The following is a 19,421-nucleotide window of genomic DNA, read 5'->3' as shown; positions in this document are numbered from 1 at the left end:
GGTTGGGTGCGATAGACATACAGAGACTCTAACTCTGGTTGAAGAACCCGCGTTCCGCGATTCGAGCCTTGTCCTCGGCGGTCACCTCGACATTGGCTGGGGACAACAGGAACACCTTGTTGGTAACACGTTCAATGCTGCCATGTAGGCCAAAGACCAGACCTGCCGCGAAATCGACCAGGCGTTTTGCGTCGCTGTCAACCATCTCGGTCAGGTTCATGATGACCGGGGTGCCGTCGCGGAAGTGCTCGCCGATCGTCCGGGCCTCGTTGTAGGTCCGGGGGTGGAGGGTGGTGATGCGCGCCAGATCGGTCGTACGGCGCTCCAGGACGGTCGTGGATGGCCTCGGCGCGGGGACCCCGGAGTCTGCCTCGTCGTCGCGTTCCTGGACCGCTACGGCCCGCTCCTCGCCGGTCCGCGGGGGCTCGTCCTCGTAGGCGTACTCGTCCGGGTAGGTCTCATACCTCTCGTAGCGGTCGTCCTCCACGAGACCGAGGTAGACCGCCATCTTGCGCATCGCGCCGGCCATCGCTACGTCGTCCTCCTGCTCATGGTCGCACTCGCTCGGGCCTGTCGCCGGGTCCGAGGCGGCAGCCGTACCCCCTTGGAGCTCACCGCTGATCGACCTCTACTGGTGGTAGCGGGCCTGTAAGACCCACTTGACGGGACATTACCTGACGAAGGGCTTGCGACGACCGAGCAACGCCGTACCGACCCGAACGTGTGTCGCGCTGTGCGCGACGGCCGCGCCGAGGTCATCGCTCATGCCCGCCGACAGCATCGTGGCACGGGGGTGGCGCTCGCGTACGGCGGCGGCCAACTCTCGCAGCCGGGCGAACGCCTTGCCCGGGTCCTCCCCCAGCGGCGCCACGGCCATCACCCCGCCCAGCCACAGGTGCGCGGCCTCGGCGATCAGGTCGGCGATCTCCGGCACGTCGGCGGGCCTGGCGCCGCCCCTGGCCGGGTCGTCGTCGAGCGCCACCTGTACGAGGCAGCCGACCTGGCGCCCCTGCTTCCCGGCCTCCCGGCTGATCACCTCGACCAGCCTGGGCCGGTCGACGGAGTGGATCACATCGGCGTAGGAGACCACTGAACGGACCTTGTTGGTCTGCAACTGGCCGACGAAGTGCCAGGTCAGGGGGAGATCCCGGCATTCGCGCGCCTTGGGGGCGGCCTCCTGGTCGCGGTTCTCGCCGACCTCGCGGACACCGAGCTCGCACAGCAGGCGGACGTCGGAGGCGGGATAGGTCTTGGTCACGGCGATCAGGGTCACCTCACTCCGATCACGCCCGGCCGCCCGGCACGCCTCGGAGATCCGCCGCTCCACCTCCGCCAGCCCCGCCGCGATCTCATCCCGCCGCGCCCGATCGGTCTCGTCTCGCCGCGCCGGGTCACTCTCGTCTCGCCGCGCTCGGTCGCTCTCGTCTCGCCGTGTCCGATCACTCTCGTCTCGCCGTGTCCGGTCGGCCTCGTCACGGCGCGCTCTGTCCGTCTCGTCACGGCGCGTCCCATCACTTGCGGCTTGCCGCGTCCGGCCGGTCTCGTCCGTACTCACGCTCACGTCCACCTCTTCGCTCCGCTCGGGTATCTCTCTGCCGCAGGGCGCGCCTCCCATGTGGTGCGGCACTGTTTTTCTGGTACGGCAAGCCCGGTGGGCCCCACCCGCCGCACGGGGCCGGGGGCCTCCAGGAAGACGGCCGCTGATCCCGCACGGGGCCGGCCGCCGTGACGAGGCACGTGAGTCCGGTCACCCCAGCTCTACACGACTCCCGACCACCACGGCCACCTGAGTCGGACCACCCCGGCTCCATGCGAGTCCAACCACCCCGGCTACGGAAGGTCCCGGCCCCCGGCCGCGCGACTCCTACCACCCCGGCCGCGTAAGTCCGATCACTTCCGCTACGTGAGTCCGGCCACCCCCGACGGCGTGAGTCCAGCCATCCCCGCCACGTGGGTCCGGCCACCCTCGCCACGCGAGTCCAGCCACCCCCGCTACGTGGGTCCAGCCGCCCCCGGCCGCATGAATCTCGGCCACCCCCGCCACGTGGGTTCGGCCGTCCCGGTTACGTGAGTGAGATCACCCCGGCCCGGCGAGCCAGATCACCCGGCTGGAGGAACCGGCCCCGAACGCGGCTGCGCCGCTCCATTCCCCCGGTGAAGGGCCGTCGAGGCCCGGTGAGGAAGGAGCGGCGGAGAGTCGGGCTACTTGAGGAAGTCGGGGACGTCGAGTTCCTCCTCCTGCTCCTCGAAAACCACCGGACGGCGTTTGGCGGGCTCCGACATGCGGGAGGTGATGGGCGTGGGCGGATTGGCGGGCTCGGGCGTGGGCCGCGGGATCGAGACGGGGCCTGAGGGCTCGTCGGCGATCGGCTCGTGGGCCGCCGGCTCGGGCGCGCTCTCCACCGGACGCACCGGCTCGGGCCGATGGTCGGAGCGGAAGTCGGACCGCTGGTCCGGGCGCGGCGGTTCGGGACGGAGGTCGGCGCGCGGCTCGGGCAGGGGCTCAGGGCGAGGCTCGGGCCTGAAGTCGGAGCGCGGCTCAGGGCGAGGCTCCGGCCTGAAGTCGGAGCGCGGCTCGGGACGCAGTTCGGGCCGGGGCTCGGGGCGCTGGTCGAAACGCTGCGGCGCGGGCTCAGCCTTCACGCTGGGCGCCGAGACGCTGGGGCGTACCGGCGACGACGCGGGCGGAGCCGTGGACGGGGCGGCGGGACGGCTCTGCGGGCGCGGGAGCGGCTTCTCCGCCGGCGGCGGCACGTCGTCGAACCCGGCGGCGATCACGGTGACGCGGACCTCGTCGCCGAGCGCGTCGTCGATGACCGTACCGAAGATGATGTTGGCGTCCAGCGCGGCCGCCATCGATACGAGCTGGGCGGCCTCGTTGATCTCGAACAGGCCGAGGTCGGAGCCGCCGGCGATCGACAGCAGCACGCCGTGGGCGCCGTCGATGCTGGCCTCCAGCAGCGGGCTGGAGACCGCCATCTCGGCCGCGGCGACCGAGCGGTCGTCACCGCGCGCGTGGCCGATGCCCATCAGCGCCGAACCGGCGCCCGACATGACCGACTTGACGTCGGCGAAGTCGAGGTTGATCAGGCCGGGCGTGGTGATCAGGTCGGTGATGCCCTGCACACCCGACAGCAGCACCTGGTCGGCCGCCTTGAACGCGTCGAGCACGCTCACCTGCCGGTCGGAGATCGACAGCAGCCGGTCGTTGGGGATCACGATCAGCGTGTCGACCTCGTCGCGCAGGGTCTCGATGCCGGCCTCGGCCTGCGAGGCCCTGCGACGGCCCTCGAAGCTGAACGGCCGGGTCACGACACCGATCGTGAGCGCGCCGAGCGATCGGGCGATGTTCGCCACGACGGGGGCGCCGCCGGTGCCGGTGCCGCCTCCCTCGCCCGCGGTCACGAAGACCATGTCGGCCCCCTTGAGGACCTCCTCGATCTCCTCACGATGGTCTTCGGCCGCCTTGCGCCCCACATCGGGGTTGGCGCCGGCTCCCAGCCCGCGGGTGAGCTCGCGGCCCACGTCGAGTTTGACGTCGGCGTCACTCATCAGCAGCGCCTGGGCGTCGGTGTTTATCGCGATGAACTCGACGCCCTTGAGTCCCTCCTCGATCATCCGGTTGACGGCGTTCACTCCGCCGCCGCCAATGCCGACGACCTTGATGACCGCGAGGTAGTTCTGCGGTGCTGCCACGACGAGGGGCCTTTCCGCTCGTTGACTTGCCATTTCGGTGCGGATCGTCTCCGCGTTCTCTGCTTCGTTAACTCTCAACCTCAAGTTGAGATTCAGATTTATGTCAACCTGAGGATTGATACGGACAGTAGGAGTTACGCTCCGGGCGGGTCAACTAACCGCGCCGCAAGCACGTCCGGCGTGTCGCGGGCTGTCCGTTTCGCTCCGTCGTCCCGCCAGGTCGGAACCCTCCTCTGCCACGCGCCGTGTTACAGGCTCTCACGCCGGAAGCCCCATCCCGGACAGACTCGGCCATCGGCGGGCGGCGTGATCGGCGCGCTCTGACGGGTGCGCCGCCCTTTATGCGACGCATATCCCATAGGACGCGCCAGCCCCACCCCCGGATCACGCCGTACGACGGCTCTGTTGGCGGCACGGTGGAATCCGGGCGCTTGACCGTCACCACGTCGGTGGGGTCCAGCTCCGGCACTTGGCGGCCACCACCTCGGTGGGGTCCAGCTCCAACGCTTGAGCGTCACCACGTCGGTGGGTGCGGGACTCGAGCGTCACCACATAGGGAATCCGGCTCACTTGAGCGTCACCACGTCGGGTGAGCTCACGTCGTAGACGCTGGCCTTGCGGCGCAGGAGGGTCTTCAGGATGCGAGCCTTGTCCGCGCCCCGGTCGGCCCCGCCCCAGACGACGCTGCGGCCGTCGGAGAGCTCCAGCGACACGCCCTCGGGCGAGGAGGCCCGGACCCCCCGTACCTTGGCCGCGAGATCGTCGGGCAGCGACTGGATCACCCGCAGCGCGGCCATGGTCGTGGGGTCGCCGGCGGCCGGGCGGTCCACCTTGAGCGTGGGCAGACCGGGCGGGACCGTGTTCTGGATCTCGATGACGACGCCCCCCTTGTCGATCAGCGCCGCCTTGCCCCCGGCCGTGATCGCGGCGATCGGCTCGCGCTCGACCACCTCGATCTTCAGCGTGCCCGGCCAGACCCGGTCGACCTTGGCCGAGGCGAGCTGCCTGATCTGCATCACCCGGGCCTCGACGCCGGCCAGATCGACGGTGGCCAGTGGGTGCAACTCGGGCACTCCGGCCTGTTGCTCGATGCGCTCAGCAGGCACTGTGACATTTCCCACGATGTCGATCGATCGTACGCCGAGCACGGGCGAGAAGAAGATCAGCCAGACGGCGCAGCCCACCACTCCGGCGGTCAGCAGTACCAGAAAAGCGTTGCGCGCCTTCATCGCCCTCCCAGGGTCGCCCACCTTGCGCAACCGGCACGCCGTGCGCCATCGAACCAACGCCGCAAGAGTCACCGCCACACACGCCGCGCGCCACTGAACCTACGCCGCGTCCGGCCACCGCCCACGGCGCCACGCCAGAGTCCCACCGCCAGAACCCCCGCCGCCCGGCCGCCTGTGGCCGCCGGGCGTGAGGGACTGCGGGGTCATACGGCGAAGAACCACGCCACGCGTAGCGGACCACGGCGTCGTCCCGCGCGAAGCCACGCCACGCAGAACCGACCGAAGAGCCCTCCCGCGGAGTCACACCAGGCGCAGCGGACCGCGGAGTCGACCCGCAAAGAGCCACGCCACACACAGCCGACCGCAGAACCGTCCCGCGCGAAGCCACACCCGATGTGGCCGGCCGCCGAATCAGCCCGCGGAGAGCTGCTCAAGGATCTGCGGTCCGAGCTCCGTCACGTCGCCCGCGCCCATCGTCAGCACGATGTCGCCACCACGGGCCCGAGCCGCCACCAGGGCCGGCACCGAGGCCCGGTCCGGGGCGTAGACCACCTGCTCGGCGGGCAGTCGCACGCGGCCCGCCACCATGGCCCCCGACACGCCGGGCTCGGGGTCCTCGCGGGCGCCGTAGACGTCGAGCACGATCGCCTCGTCGGCCAGCCCGAGCGCCGTCCCGAACTCCTCGGCGAAGAACCTGGTGCGCGAGTAGAGGTGCGGCTGGAAGATCGCGATGACCCGCCCGTCGCCCGAGTAGGAGGCCACCACGTCACGCGCGGCCCTCAGATCGGCGGCCAGCTCGGTCGGATGGTGGGCGTAGCTGTCGAACACCGCGACCCCGCCCGCCTCGCCCTTGGCCTCGAAGCGCCGCTTGGCCCCGGTGAAGGTCGCCAGCCCGTCTCTGATCTCCTCGAACGGCAGCCCCAGCGCCACGGCCACGGCGACCACGGCGGTGGCGTTGAGCGCGTTGTGCGCCCCGGGGACGGCCAGCCGGACCTCACCCATGCCTTCGATGCCCGGGCCCTCGACGGTGAACGTGGTGCCGAACCCATCGGGCCTGACATCGCGCACGCGGTAGTCGCCCGTCTCCCCGTACGTGATGACCTTGATGCCGCGCGCCCGCGCCACCTCGGCCAGCTCCGCCGCTCCGGGGTCGTCGGCGCAGGCGATCAGCAGCGACCCGACGCGGTCGGCGAAGCGGGCGAAGCTGTCGTGCACGGCCCGCGGATCGCCGTAGTTGTCGAGATGGTCGGCCTCGACGTTCGTCACCACGGCGATGTCGGGGGCGAGCATGAGGAAGGACCCGTCGCTCTCGTCGGCCTCGGCGACGAACACCTCCCCCGACCCCTCGTCGGCCCCCAGCCCGGTGGTGACGAGCTGGCCGCCCACGCAGTAGGACGGGTCGGCCCCGCACTTCTGCAGCGCGACGGTCATCATCGAGGCGGTGGTGGTCTTGCCGTGGGTGCCCGCGACGGCGACGCCGTTGCGCCCGGCCATCACGGAGGCGAGCGCGGCGGCCCGCGGGATGACCCGCAGCCCCTGCTTGAGCGCCTCGCCCAGCTCGGGGTTGGAGTCACGGATCGCGGTGGACACCACCACGGTGTCGACGTCCCTGATGTGGGAGGCGGCGTGGCCGATGTGCACGATCGCGCCGAGCTCGCGCAGCTCGTTGACCTGATCGGTGCTGCGCGCGTCGCTGCCGGACACCCGCACCCCGCGCTTGAGCAAGATGCGCGCGATCCCGGACATCCCCGCGCCGCCGATGCCGATGAAGTGCACGCGCCCCAGCTCTTCTGCGGCGACGGGATCGACCAGCTTGACGAGACTCATCGGGCTATCTCCAACACTTTCCTGGCCAGAATGATATCGGCGTCCTTCCGTCCCAGTCTGGAGGCGGCCTCCGACAGGGCCACGACCCGCTCGGGACTGTGGAGCACGGGAAGGACGTTTTTGACGATCCAATCAGATGACAGGTCGGCGTCGCCGACCACGAACCCGCCACCGCCCGCCGCGATGCGCTCGGCGTTGATCCGCTGCTCGCCGTTGCCGTGCGGCAGTGGCACGTAGGCGGCGGGCAGCCCGACCGCGGTGAGCTCGGCGCAGGTCAGCGCGCCGCTGCGGCACAGCGCGAAGTCGGCGGCGGCGTACGCGAGATCCATGCGGTCGACGTAGGGCAGCAGGACGTATTGGGGGTCGCCGGGCGGCGGCTCGCGCTCGACGGTGTTCTTGGGGCCGAGCACGTGCAGCACCTGCACGCCGGCCGAGCGCAGGACCGGCGCGGCGGCCAGCGCGGCCTCGTTGAGCGACCTGGCCCCCTGCGAGCCGCCGAACACCAGCAGCGTGGGCCGGTCGGTCTGCAGCCCGAACCAGGAACGGGCCTTGTCGCCCATCGACAGCCGGTCCAGCGAGACGATCTCCCGGCGCAGCGGGGTGCCGATGTATTCGGCCTTGCCCAGCACGTGGTCGGGGAAGCCGGTGAAGACGTGCTCGGTGAGCCGGGCGCCCAGCCGGTTGGCCAGGCCGGGCCGCGGGTTGGCCTCGTGCACCACGATCGGCAGGCCGCGCCGCTTGGCCGCCAGGTAGGCCGGCGTCGCCACGTAGCCGCCGAAGCCCACCAGGACGTCGGCCTGGACGCGGTCGAGTATCGCCGCCACCGCGTTGACCGCCCCGGCCAGCCGGCCGGGCACGGTCAGCAGCCGGGGCGTGATCGCCCTCGGCAGCGGCACCGCCGGCACCAGCTCGAGCTCGTATCCCCTGGCCGGGACCAGGCGGGTTTCGAGGCCGCGTTCGGTGCCCACGCAGGTTATGCCGATGCGCTGGTCATAATGGCGCAGCGCGTCCGCAAGGGCGAGAGCCGGCTCGATGTGCCCGGCCGTCCCGCCACCGGCGAGGACCACCCTCATCTAGGTCACTCCCTAACGTCTCACTCGGCCTTTGGTCGTTCCCCCCAGGCCAAGCCAGCTTAGGGCCCGTACGGCCGGTCCGGGGCCACGAGCGGCCAGAGCCTCGCGCGCGCCCGGCTCACGTTTCGCGAACGACAACAGCATCCCCAGGGCGGCGAGGGTCGGCAGGAGGGCCGAGCCCCCGTAGGAGACCAGGGGCAGCGGGATGCCGGTGATGGGCACCACGCCGAGCACCGCGCCCATGTTGATGATGGCCTGGCCGACGATCCAGGCCACGATGGCCGCGGCGGCCAGCCGTACGAAGGAGTCCTTGACCCGGGCGGCGACCCGCAGGCCCGCGTAGCCGAGCAGCCCGAAGAGCACCACCACGGTCAGGGTGCCCATCAGCCCGAGCTCCTCGCCCAGGATGGCGAAGATGAAGTCGCTCTCGCCGTGGGGCAGCCAGCTCCACTTGGCCCGGCTGCTGCCCAGGCCGAGCCCGAACCAGCTGCCGGAGCCCATCGCGATCTGCCCTTGTACGGCCTGGTAGCCGTCGCCCTGGGCGTCGGCCCACGGGTTGAGGAAGGCGCCGATGCGCGCCATGCGGTACGGCTCCACCTTGATCATGATCAGCGTGGCCAGCACGGCGAGCGCCAGGATGCCGCCGAACAGCTTCACCGGCGCGCCCACCACCCACAGCAGCGACAGGAAGACCATGAACAGCACCAGCGTGGTGCCCAGGTCCCGGCCGAACATGACCATGACGGCCAGGAGCGCGGTGCCCGGCATGAGCGGGATGAGCAGCTGCCGCCACTCGATGCGGCCCTGCCGCGCCCTGCGGGCCAGCAGGTCGGCCCCCCAAAGCGCCAGAGCCAGCTTGGCGGGCTCCGACGGCTGGATGCTGTAGGAGCCGACGTCGATCCACCGCTGCGCGCCCAGCTGGGACGAGCCGATGAACAGCACCATGACCAGGCCGATGAACGACAGCGCCATCAGCGGGTAGCCCGCCCAGCGGAAGAACTTGTGCGGCAACCGGGAGCAGACCCACATGAGTGTCAGGCCCAGACCTGCCGACAACGACTGCTTGATGAACCAGGTGAACGGGTTGTCGGTCTTCTGCATCGCCTCGATGCTGGAGGCCGACAGCACCATCATCAGCCCGAGCGCGAGCAGCAGCCCGCTGCAGCCGATGATGAGGTAGTAGGTCGCCAGCGGCTTGTCCAGCAGTTCCTTGAGCACGGCGAGCTGGTCGCGGATCCAGCCGGTCGGCCCTTCGACCGCGCTCTGCCGTGGCCGCTCCGGAGCCTGTGGAGAGGTGGTCGTGCTCACGTGGCCGCCTCCAGGCCGCGTACGGCTCGCGCGAAGGCCTCCCCTCGGGCCGGGTAGTTGGCGAACATGTCCAGCGACGCGCCGGCCGGCGACAGCAACACGGTGTCTCCGGGGGAGGCGAGCCTGGCGGCTTCGGTGACGACACGATCCATCGCACCAGTGTCTTGGCCGGAGATGTCCACGACGGGGACATTCGGCGCGTGTCGCGCCAGAGCTTCGGCGATCCGGGCGCGGTCCACGCCGAGCAGCACCGCGCCGCGCAGCCTGGGCGCCGCCTGGCGTACCAGGTCGTCCACGTCGGCGCCCTTGAGCTGGCCGCCCGCGATCCACACGATCGACGGGTAGGACGACAGCGCCGCGGCGGCGGCGTGCGGGTTGGTGGCCTTGGAGTCGTCGACGTAGTCGACCTCGCCGATCCGCTCGACGTGCGCCATGCGGTGCGGGTCGGGCACGAAGTCGCGCAGGCCCTTGCGTACCTCGTCGGGGGTGACGCCGAGCGTGCGGGCCAGCGCGGCGGCGGCGAGCGCGTTGGCCACGTTGTGCGGCGCGAGGGGGCGCACGTCGGCGAGGGTCGCGAGCTCCTCGGCGGCCTCGGCGGGGTTGGCCACGAACGCCCGGTCCACCAGCAGGTCCTCCACCACGCCCAGCTGGCCGGGCCGGGGCACGCGCAGCGTGAAGCCGACCTTGTCCGGGTAGGGCGCGGCCAGCCGCGACGCCTCGGGGTCGTCGGCGTTGTAGACCACGGTGCCCGCGCGCTCGAAGATGCGCCCCTTGGCCGCGGCGTACGCCTCCATCGAGCCGTGCCAGTCGAGGTGGTCGGGCGCCACGTTGAGTATCGCGGCGGCGTGCGGGGCGAGCGTGCTCGACCAGTGCAGCTGGAAGCTCGACAGCTCGACGGCCAGGGCGTCGTACGGCTCCCCCACGGCCTCGACCACGGGCAGGCCCACGTTGCCCACGGCCAGCGCCTTGCGCCCGGCGGCCAGCAGGATGGAGGTGAGCATGCGGACCACGGTCGTCTTGCCGTTGGTGCCGGTCAGCGCGAGCCACGGGGCTGCCTGGGCGGGGCGCAGCCGCCAGGCCAGCTCCACCTCCCCGACCACCTCCACGCCCGCCTCCAGGGCCGCGGCGATCAGCGGATGGTGCGGCGCCCAGCCGGTGGTGACGAGCCGGGTGACGCCCGCCGGCAGCTCCATCGGGCCGAAACGCACCTCGACGCCGAGCCCGGCGAGCTCGGCCGCCACGGCGCGCCGGCGGTCGTCCTCGGCGGCCTCGACCACGACGACGGGCTCACCCCGCACGGCCAGCACCCGCGCCACGGCGGTGCCGGAGACACCGAGCCCGGCCACGCAGGTTAGGGCCATTACTTGGGCATCCATTCGACGTAGAACAGCCCGAGCCCGAGTGCCGCGCAGAGACCGGCGATGAGCCAGAAGCGGACCACGATCGTGGTCTCGGCCCAGCCCTTGAGCTCGAAGTGGTGCTGCAGCGGCGCCATCCTGAACACCCGTTTACCGGTCATCTTGAAGAACCCGACCTGGATGATCACCGACATCGTGATGATCACGCACAGCCCGGCCAGGATGATGAGCAGCAGCTGGGTACGGGTGGCGATGGCCAGCCCGGCCAGCACGCCGCCCAGGGCCAGCGAGCCGGTGTCGCCCATGAAGATCTTCGCGGGCGGGGCGTTCCACCACAGGAACCCGATCAGCGCCCCGAGCACGGCCGCGGCCACCACCGCCAGGTCGAGCGGGTCCCGCACCCAGTAGCAGTTGGGGCCGAGCTGGTCGATGCAGTTGTTGCGCAGCTGCCAGTTGCCGATCAGCACGTACGCCCCGAGCACCACCCCGGTCGCGCCACTGGCCAGGCCGTCGAGGCCGTCGGTGAGGTTCACCGCGTTGGAGAACCCGACGATCATGATGAGGACCCAGATGGTGAAGCCCACGATGCCGAGCGAGGGCCCGAAGTCGCGCAGGAACGACAGCCTGGGCTCGGCGGGGGTGATGCCGTAGACGTTGGCCTGCTGGGTCACCAGCACCGCGAAGACCGCGCCGATGACGAGCTGGCCGAGCGCCTTGGCGCCGCTGCGCAGGCCGAGGCTGCGCTGCTTGTAGATCTTGATGAAGTCGTCGAGGAAACCGACCGCGCCGAGTCCGGTCATCAGGAACAGCACCAGCATCCCCGAGACGGTCGGCGCCGACAGCGTCGCCAGGCGGGAGGCGCCGTAGGCGAGCAGCGAGGCCAGCACGATCACGGTGCCGCCCATGGTGGGCGTGCCCCGCTTGCCGTGGTGTCCGGACGGGCCCTCCTCGCGGATCTCTTGGCCGTAACCGCGCCTGGAGAACAGCCGGATGGCCAGGGGCGTCCCGAGCATCGACAGGATCAGCCCCACCGCACCGGCGATGATGATGTCGGTCACTGCGTGGCCCCCCCGAGCAACTGCTCGGCCGTGCGCTCCAGACCCATCGCCCGGGGCCCCTTGACCAGCACCGCGTCACCCGGCCGCAGCCAACCGGCCAGCTCGGCGGCCGCGGCGGCGGCGTCGGGCACGTGCAGGATGAGCGTCTGGGGCGGCTGCGCGGGTGCTCCCGCCATCGGCGGGCCTCCCGCGAGCGCGAGCGGCGGACCCGCGGCGGAGGCCGCCTGAGCGGCCGCGTAGGCGCCCTGAAGCACCGGCTGGGCGTCGGGGCCGGCGACGATGAGGCCCGCCAGTCCGGAACCGCCCGCCAGGCGGCCCAGCTCCTCGTTGAGCGCTGCGCTGTCCTCGCCCAGCTCGCGCAGGGCGGCGATCACGGCGAAGCGGCGGCGGCCCTTGCCGAGCACGCCGAACGCCTCGAACGCGGCCCGCATCGAGTCGGGGTTGGCGTTGTAGGCGTCGTTGACGATCGTGACCCCGTCGGGGCGGTCGGTGACCTCCATCCGCCACCGGCTGCGCGGCGTGGCCTCCGACAGCTCCGCGGCGATGGTGGCGACGGGCAGCCCGAGCTCGTAACCGGCCGCGGCGGCGGCCAGGGCGTTCTCCACGGCGTGCGCGCCGTACAGCTTGAGGCGGACCTGACCGGAGCCCGAGGGGGTGCTCAGCGTGAACGAGGCGCGCCCGCGCTCGTCGACGACGACGTCCTCGGCGCGGATGGCGGCGGCCTCGGAGCGGCCGAACAGCGTGACCCTGGCGTCGGTGCGCGAGGCCATCTCGAGGACCAGCGGGTCGTCGGCGTTGAGCACGGCCACGCCGGTGCGCGGCAGCGCCTCGACGAGCTCGCCCTTGGCCTTGGCGATGGCCTCCTTGCCGCCGAACACGCCGATGTGGGCGGTGCCGACGTTCAGCACCACGCCGATCCGCGGCGGCGCGATGCGGGCCAGGGCCTGGATGTGGCCGATGTTGCGGGCGCTGAGCTCCAGCACCAGGTAGCGGGTGTCGGCGTCGGCCCTGAGCACGGTCAGCGGGTGGCCGAGCTCGTTGTTGAACGAGCCGACGGGCGCGATGGTCGGCCCGATCCGTCCGGTCAGCCTGGCCAGGAGGTCCTTGGTGGAGGTCTTTCCGGCCGAGCCGGTCACGCCGATCACGGTGGCCTGGGGCAGCGCGGCGGCGTGGGCCGTGGCCAGGTCGGCCAGCGCGGCGGCGGCGTCGGGGACGATCACCGTGGGGGCCTCGACCGGCCTGGTGGCCAGCACGGCGACGGCGCCGGCCCGGATGGCCTGGGCGGCGTAGTCGTGGCCGTCGACCCGCGCGCCCTTCAGGGCGACGAACAGGGATCCCGGTTCTACGCCCCGTGAGTCGATCACGACGGGACCGCGCACCACGGCGCGAGGGTCGGCCATGCCCGACAGGGCGCCCGAGGTTATCTCGGCGATCCTGGCCAGAGGCAACGGGATCATGCGTGCTTCCTGCTTTCCTTGCGTGCGTCGATCGCTCCGGCGACCACTTCGCGATCGTCGAAGGGGATCACCTCACCTGAAACGTACTGGCCCTGCTCGTGACCCTTGCCTGCCACGACGATCACGTCGCCACGTCCGGCCCGGCCGATCGCCAGGTCGATCGCGGACGCGCGGTCGGGCTCAATGATCACATGAGCGCGGTCGTGCTGCGGAACGCGGAGCGCTCCTTCCATCATCGCGGCCAGAATGTCCAGAGGATCCTCGGAACGAGGATTGTCGCTCGTGAATATGGCCACATCGGCCAACCTCGCCGCGGACTCGCCCATGACGGGCCGCTTGCCCGCGTCGCGCTCGCCGCCGCAGCCGAGCACGACGACCAGCCGGCCCGCGGTGACCTCGCGCAGCGAGCGCAGCACCGACTCGACCGCGGCGGGTTTGTGCGAGTAGTCGACGATCGCCTGGAACTCGTCGCCCGCCTGCGTGATGCGCTGCATGCGGCCGGGGACGCCGACGAGCGTGCCGACGCCGTGGACGGCGGTCTGCAGCGGCACCCCGGCCTCGACCAGCGTGACGATCGCGCCGAGCGCGTTGGCGACGTTGAACGGGCCGGGCAGCGAGATCTGCGCGTCGGCCTCGACGCCACCGGGACCGGTCACCCGGAAGGTGCTGCCGTCGGCGCCCAGCCGCACGTCGAGCGCCCGCCAGAGGGCCTCGGGCGCGCCCAGCGCGGAGAACGTGGTCATCGGCACCTTCGCCACCGACAGCAGCTCGCGGCCATAGGGGTCGTCGATGTTCGTCACGCCCACGCGGGCCAGCTCGGGCTGGAAGAGCCGGGTCTTGGCGGCGAAGTAGTCGTCGAAGTCCTTGTGGAAGTCGAGGTGGTCCTGCGACAGGTTGGTGAACAGGGCCACGTCGTAGTGGAGGCCGTCGACCCGGCCGAGCGCCAGGGCGTGGCTGGAGACCTCCATGGCCGCCGCGGTGACCCCCGCCTCGCGCATGAGCGCGAACAGGCCGTGCAGCTCGGTCGCCTCGGGAGTGGTCAGCCTGGGCTCGAAGCGCAGGTCGCCGGCGCGGATCTCGACGCCGCCCACCAGCCCGGTGGTGTGGCCCGCGGCCCGCAGGCCGGCTTCGAGCAGGAACGAGGTGGTGGACTTGCCGCTGGTGCCGGTGACGCCGAGCAACTGGATGTCGTCGGCCGGCCGGCCGTAGACCCAGGAGGCGACCTGCCCGAGCACGGCTCGGACGTCGGGCACGACGAGGACGGGCAGGCCCGTGGCGGCGGCGGCCGCGCGGCCGCCGGGATCGGTGAGGACGGCCACGGCGCCTAGCGCCATGGCCTCGGCGGCGAAATCGGCGCCGTGGGACCGGTTGCCCGGCAAGGCCACGTAAAGATCTCCGCGCCGCACGTGGCGGGAGTCGATCGTGACACCGGTGAGCGGGGCGTAGGGCGACCGCGACGTGCCGGAATCGGCGTCGAGCATGGTCGCCAGCCCGGTCAGCGGGCGGGGCGGACTGGTCGTTGGACGCATAGACGACGGGGGACGCACGGCCGCAGCGTACCTTCCCTGGTCACTGTCCCGCGCGCGTCCGCACCGTGGGTGCGGCCGAGCCGGAGGGCGGAATCTTCTTGCTCTTGATGGCGAACGTCATCACGTCCTTGAAAACAGGGGCCGCCACCTGGCCCCCGAAGTGGTCCTTCGTGGGATTCTGCAGCACGGACAGCACGACCAGCCGCGGCGCGTCGGCGGGGGCGAATCCGGCGAACGACGCCGTGTAGCCGTCATAGCGGCCCAGCTGCGCGTCGTAGCGGTTGGCGGTGCCGGTCTTGCCCGCCACCCGGTATCCCGGGATGGCGGCCAGCTCGCCGGTGCCCTCGGCGCTCACCGCGGTCTCCAGCATGGTGGTGATCTCCTTGGCGGTCTTGTCGCTGACCACCCTGGTCTCCTTACCAGGAGCGGACGGTACGAACCTGCCCGACTCGTCCGTCGTGCCGGCGACGATCTGCGGCTCGATCTTGACGCCGCCGTTGGCGATGGTCTGGTAGACGCTGGCCATCTGCAGCGCGGTCACGGACACGCCCTGCCCGTAGGCGATCGTGCAGCTCTGGCTGCCCGACCAGTTCTTGTAGTCGGGCAGCAGGCCGGCCTCGGCGTTGGGCACGCCGCCGCCCGGCCGCGCGCCGAAGCCGAAGCTCTTCAGCATCTCGTAGAGGCGCTGGCTGCCGACCTTGCGCGCGGCCATGATGGTGGCCACGTTGCTGGACTCGGCCACGGCCTGGCGGTAGGTCATCGGCTCCGGCTTGTGCGGGTGGGCGTCGTGCAGCACCCGGTCCGCGCACCTGATGTTGTCCTTGACCTGGAAGACCGTGTCGGGCGAGACCACGCCGGCCTCCAGGGTGGCGGCGGCGGTGATCACCTTGTTGGTGCTGCCTGGCTCGAAGACCTCGGAGGCGGCCCGGTTGACGTAGAGGGACGCGGGGCCCTTGCGCCAGTTGTTCAGGTCGAGCTCGGGGGCGTTGGCCATGGCGATGATCTGCCCGTTGCGCACGTCCATGACGATGACCGTGCCGCTGCTCGCGCCGGAGTCGCTCACCTGCTTGGCCACCGCCTGCTGGGCGGCCCACTGGATGTCGCGGTCGATGGTCAGCCGCACGTCGCGGCCGTCGACCGGGACCGTGCGCTGGCTGCTGGTCATGGGGATGCGCTGGCCGTCGCGGCCGGTCTCGACGCGCTGCTGGCCGTCTCGCCCCTTCAGCAGGGTGTCCCGCGCCTGCTCCATGCCGCCCAGCCCGCTCTGCTCGTCGCCGACGAACCCGATCAGGCTGCCCGCCAGGTCACCGCCCGGGTAGACGCGGCGGTAGGTCTTCTTCGTGGTCATCGCGGGCACTTCCGCCTTGAGCAGGCGGCTGGCCACGAGCGGGTCGGCGTCCCTGGCCAGGAGCTGGTACTGGGTGTCCTTCTTGGCCAGCTTGGCGGCTATCTCCTCCTGGGGCCGGCCGAGCTGCGCGGCGAGCACGGCGGTGATCTTCGGCCGCACCTCATCCTTGATCTTGCTGGGGTCGATGGCGATCTCGCGGGCCTCGACGGTGACGGCCAGCGCGTGGCCGTTGACGTCGGTGATGGACCCGCGCTTGGCCGGGATCTCCTCGGTCTGCGTGCGCTGGCCCACGGCCCGCGCCTCGTAGACCTTGGAGTCGAGGCCCTGCATCTGGACGAGCCGCCCGCCGAAGATCGACAGGATGAACGTCATGCCGATCAGGCCGATGTTGATGCGCCGGCGCGGGTTGCCCAGGCGCAGCACGGGCGACGGCTTGGGCGGGCGCGGGGGCGCCGGGGGCCTGCGGGGCGGCCCCTCGCCGCCGCGCCGCCCGGGCTGCACGCGCGTGTGCTCGTCATCGCGGGTACGGCGAAGCCTGCCGCCGTCGCCGGGACCCTCGTCGCGGGCCCGGCGCACGTCACGGGGGACCTCTTCGCGGGTACGGCGGAGCGGCCCGTCGTCCTGGCGGGCCCGGGAGCGCTCGTCCCTGGCCGGGGGGATGCGATCCCTGGGGCGGCCGGCCTCCGGGCGCGGACGCACGGAACGCTGGCGGGCACGCTCCTTGGCGGCGTCGTCCCCGTCCTGCCGGGAACGCCCCCTCGGCCCGTCACCACCCTGCCGAGGCCGGGCACGCGGGCCGTCGCGGTCGTCCTCTCGGGATCTACCGCGCGGACCGTCACGCTCGTCCTCGCGAGAGCGGCCGCGGGGCCCGTCAGCCGGGTCCTGCGGGCGCCGGGCCCCGCGGTCGTCCCCGTCGTCGCGGCCTTCGTCCCTGACGAACGGCCCGAACGGGAGGTCGAGCGGGTCCGGCCGCTTTCTCGGCTCCTTGGGTGGATCGTCGGGCCGGCCCGCCCCCTCCGAGCGAGCCGACCCCGCTTGCCGCCCCTGCCGCCCCGGCCCGCCGGGGGTACGGCGAGAGGCGCCGGGCCCTCCCTGGGAACCGGCGCCGCCGCGGCCGGGACCCTGCCCCCTGCCGCCTGTGTCTCTCACCGTCCCTGGTCCACCTGGCTGGTGTCGGCGCCCGCCTCGGTCAGCACGTTGGGCTTGTCCCAGTCACGGTGCTGACCCTGCATCTCGGCCTGGTCGGCGACCGGGCCGGGACCCATGTTCGTCTCGTTGACGAGCTTGGCGTCCTCGTTGGCCTGCCGTGCCACCTCGATCTCTTTGCGCAGGTTGGCCGCGGTGTTGGAGTCCTGCGCCAGAACGACGTTGAGCAGCAGCAGGCTCATCAGGCCGCCGCACATCAGCCCGACGACCAGCAGCACGAACGGGGCCCGCTGGCGCCCCCGCGACGGACGTCGCTTGAGTGCCGGGCGCGCCCGCTCCTGGCTCGCCGAAGTCCCGCCGGGACCGGTCGTCTCGGGACCGTCGGGGCGCGAACGCGGGATGGGCTTGGACTGGTGAGGCACGCCGGGCCTGCGCGGGCCGGGCTTGGGCGCCGTCTTCTGCGGGACGCCGCGGACGGCCGCGCCCCGCCTGCTCTCCTGCTCAGTCCTGGTGGTCAACACGGATCCTCTCTGCCGCCCGTAGCCGGGCCGAGGTCGCCCGCGGGTTGCGGGCCAACTCTTCTTCACTTGGGAGCTCGGCTCCCCTCGTCAACAGGCGGAACCGCGGCTGATGAGCCGGCAGCGGGACGGGCAACCCAGGGGGGCCGGTGTCCTTGGTTCGCGCCGCGAGGACCTGCTTGGTGAGCCGGTCCTCCAGGGAGTGGTAGGAGAGCACGACGACTCGCCCACCGAGCACCAGCGCGTCGAGGGCCGCGGGCAGCGCCGCCTCCAGGGCGGCGAGCTCCGCGTTGACCTCGATGCGCAGCGCCTGGAAAGTTCTCTTGGCGGGGTTGCCCCCAGTGCGCCGAGTAGCGGCTGGAATCGCCTGACGAACGATCTCGGCCAACCGCTTAGTCGACGTTATGGGGTCCTTGGCCCTTTCCTGGATAATTAGGCGCGCGACACGCGGTGCGAACCGTTCCTCTCCGTAATCGCGGAGGATGCGGGTTAGCTCCGCGGCCGAGTAGGTATTGACCACCTTCTCCGCTGTGAGCTCTTGATCCGTATCCATCCGCATGTCGAGCGGAGCGTCATAGGAATAGGCGAACCCGCGTTCGGCCTCGTCCAGTTGCGGCGAGGACACCCCCAGGTCGAACAGCACCCCGTCGACGGTGGCGCGGCCCGTACGGGCGAGCACGTCGGCCAGTTCGTCGGACGAGGCGTGGACCAGCGTGGTCCGGTCGGCGTAGGGGGCGAGCCTGCGCGTGGAGAACTCGATCGCGAACGGGTCGCGGTCGATGCCGATCAGGTGCAGAGACGGATGAGCGGCGAGCAGGGCCTCCGAGTGGCCACCGAGGCCGAGGTTGGCGTCGACGACGACGGGCTCCTGGCCGGTCAGCGCCGGAGCCAAGAGCTCCAGAACGCGGTCGAGCATGACCGGAACGTGACCGCCCGTGCCTGCGTTGTCGTACATCTCCAACCCCCCTCTCGCGTCCTTGCTCGCGGATGACGCGTCCGGACGATCATCGGCCCACCTGGCCCCCACCCGGCGCCGTCCGGCCAGGTCCCCATCCGCACCCTCTTCGTGGACGCCCGCCATCTGACACCGGGGAAGGTGCATCAGCTGGCCGGCAGTGGTTGCGGGTGGAGACCTCGCCGAACGACATCTCCGACGGATCGACCGTGGCTCTACAGAATCCCTGGCAGCACCTCCTCCGACAGATCGGCGAATGCCTGCTCCTGCGCGTCGAGATAGGTGTCCCAGGCTTGGGCGTCCCAGATCTCCAACCGGGTGTTGGCCCCGATGACCGCGCAGTCACGCACGAGGCCCGCGTATTGGCGCAGGCTCTGCGGGATCGTGATGCGCCCCTGCTTGTCAGGCGTCTCGTCGGACGCGCTGGCGAAGAAGACGCGGCTGTAGTCGCGCACCGCCTTGGCGGTGACCGGGGCGGTGCTGAGAGCCTCGGTAATGCGCTGGAACTCCTCTACGGGAAAGACGTAGAGGCATCGCTCCTGGCCTTTGGTGATCACAAGACCCTCCGCCAGCTCCTCACGGTACTTAGCCGGCAGGAACAGCCGTCCCTTGTCGTCCAGACGCGGCTGATGGGTGCCGAGGAACATCGGCCCCACCTCCCGTGCCTAGCGAAGCGCTCAGCGCTGGCGCACCGGGCCCTCCACTGCGCACCACCATACTCCACTTCTCCCCACCGTCAACTGATTCCCAGCCGCTTCGTCACTAGATCGCCGCGCGTTAGTGCAGGTCAGAGCCATGCCGTCGGGTGGGGGGCGGTGGGGCGCGGTCCAACCCTCATGGGCGTGTCGAGGGTTGGAATGACCATGGAATTAGCGGATCAAGCGCTTCACGAAGCGCCGCGTGGTGGAAAGTGGAGCGC

The 19,421-nt window shown here is 71.4% G+C and carries 15 protein-coding genes; all 15 read right to left on the bottom strand.

Annotated features, from left to right (window positions below):
* Window positions 1-28: 28 nt before the first annotated feature.
* The 15 genes from ACGFJ2_RS25550 to mraZ all read right to left on the bottom strand — a co-directional run bounded on the left by ACGFJ2_RS25550 (window position 29) and on the right by mraZ (window position 19,149).
* The gene (locus ACGFJ2_RS25550) at window positions 29-529 is read right to left on the bottom strand and encodes a cell division protein SepF (protein ID WP_225291780.1); all 501 of its coding nucleotides are present in this window, start codon (window positions 527-529) and stop codon (window positions 29-31) included.
* A gap of 141 nt (window positions 530-670) precedes the next feature.
* Entirely contained in the window at window positions 671-1,348 is a 678-nt protein-coding gene (locus tag ACGFJ2_RS25545) for a YggS family pyridoxal phosphate-dependent enzyme (RefSeq protein WP_393472730.1), read from the bottom strand.
* Window positions 1,349-2,202: 854 nt separating this feature from the next.
* A complete protein-coding gene (gene ftsZ / locus ACGFJ2_RS25540; RefSeq protein WP_393472164.1) occupies window positions 2,203-3,696 on the bottom strand; it encodes a cell division protein FtsZ in 1,494 nt (497 codons plus the stop codon).
* A gap of 566 nt (window positions 3,697-4,262) precedes the next feature.
* Window positions 4,263-4,925 carry a cell division protein FtsQ/DivIB gene (locus tag ACGFJ2_RS25535; protein WP_393472161.1) on the bottom strand — a complete coding sequence of 221 codons (663 nt, stop codon included), beginning with the start codon at window positions 4,923-4,925 and terminating at the stop codon, window positions 4,263-4,265.
* A 411-nt stretch (window positions 4,926-5,336) separates the two neighbouring features.
* Window positions 5,337-6,752, bottom strand: a complete 1,416-nt coding sequence (murC, locus tag ACGFJ2_RS25530) for a UDP-N-acetylmuramate--L-alanine ligase (RefSeq protein WP_357945405.1) — start codon at window positions 6,750-6,752, stop codon at window positions 5,337-5,339.
* Window positions 6,749-7,825, bottom strand: a complete 1,077-nt coding sequence (murG, locus tag ACGFJ2_RS25525; protein WP_357945402.1) for an undecaprenyldiphospho-muramoylpentapeptide beta-N-acetylglucosaminyltransferase — start codon at window positions 7,823-7,825, stop codon at window positions 6,749-6,751. Before murG ends, murC begins: the two co-directional genes overlap by 4 nt.
* Window positions 7,826-7,837: 12 nt before the next feature.
* Window positions 7,838-9,133: a putative lipid II flippase FtsW gene (ftsW, locus tag ACGFJ2_RS25520; RefSeq protein WP_358181081.1), complete on the bottom strand. Its 1,296-nt coding sequence runs from the start codon at window positions 9,131-9,133 to the stop codon at window positions 7,838-7,840.
* Window positions 9,130-10,494 carry a UDP-N-acetylmuramoyl-L-alanine--D-glutamate ligase gene (murD, locus tag ACGFJ2_RS25515; RefSeq protein WP_393472157.1) on the bottom strand — a complete coding sequence of 455 codons (1,365 nt, stop codon included), beginning with the start codon at window positions 10,492-10,494 and terminating at the stop codon, window positions 9,130-9,132. The genes ftsW and murD overlap by 4 nt, the downstream gene beginning before the upstream one ends.
* A complete protein-coding gene (gene mraY / locus ACGFJ2_RS25510) occupies window positions 10,494-11,549 on the bottom strand; it encodes a phospho-N-acetylmuramoyl-pentapeptide-transferase (protein WP_357945394.1) in 1,056 nt (351 codons plus the stop codon). Before mraY ends, murD begins: the two co-directional genes overlap by 1 nt.
* The gene (gene murF, locus ACGFJ2_RS25505; protein ID WP_358181086.1) at window positions 11,546-13,006 is read right to left on the bottom strand and encodes a UDP-N-acetylmuramoyl-tripeptide--D-alanyl-D-alanine ligase; all 1,461 of its coding nucleotides are present in this window, start codon (window positions 13,004-13,006) and stop codon (window positions 11,546-11,548) included. The genes mraY and murF overlap by 4 nt, the downstream gene beginning before the upstream one ends.
* Window positions 13,003-14,535 (bottom strand): UDP-N-acetylmuramoyl-L-alanyl-D-glutamate--2,6-diaminopimelate ligase, encoded by a 1,533-nt coding sequence (locus ACGFJ2_RS25500; RefSeq protein WP_357945388.1) that lies wholly within the window; start codon window positions 14,533-14,535, stop codon window positions 13,003-13,005. The genes murF and ACGFJ2_RS25500 overlap by 4 nt, the downstream gene beginning before the upstream one ends.
* 40 nt (window positions 14,536-14,575) lie before the next feature.
* Complete coding sequence (locus ACGFJ2_RS25495) at window positions 14,576-17,032, bottom strand: penicillin-binding transpeptidase domain-containing protein (protein WP_358181089.1); 2,457 nt, start codon at window positions 17,030-17,032, stop codon at window positions 14,576-14,578.
* Window positions 17,029-17,547 carry a hypothetical protein gene (locus tag ACGFJ2_RS25490; RefSeq protein ID WP_358181092.1) on the bottom strand — a complete coding sequence of 173 codons (519 nt, stop codon included), beginning with the start codon at window positions 17,545-17,547 and terminating at the stop codon, window positions 17,029-17,031. The genes ACGFJ2_RS25495 and ACGFJ2_RS25490 overlap by 4 nt, the downstream gene beginning before the upstream one ends.
* Entirely contained in the window at window positions 17,531-18,502 is a 972-nt protein-coding gene (gene rsmH, locus ACGFJ2_RS25485; protein WP_357945382.1) for a 16S rRNA (cytosine(1402)-N(4))-methyltransferase RsmH, read from the bottom strand. Before rsmH ends, ACGFJ2_RS25490 begins: the two co-directional genes overlap by 17 nt.
* A 215-nt stretch (window positions 18,503-18,717) precedes the next feature.
* The gene (mraZ, locus tag ACGFJ2_RS25480) at window positions 18,718-19,149 is read right to left on the bottom strand and encodes a division/cell wall cluster transcriptional repressor MraZ (protein WP_214637671.1); all 432 of its coding nucleotides are present in this window, start codon (window positions 19,147-19,149) and stop codon (window positions 18,718-18,720) included.
* Between the last annotated feature and the right edge of the window lie 272 nt (window positions 19,150-19,421).

Origin of the sequence: Nonomuraea sp. NPDC049028, assembly GCF_043197735.1 — a bacterium.
Lineage (GTDB): Bacteria > Actinomycetota > Actinomycetes > Streptosporangiales > Streptosporangiaceae > Nonomuraea.
This window is presented reverse-complemented; position numbering and strand designations above follow the sequence as displayed.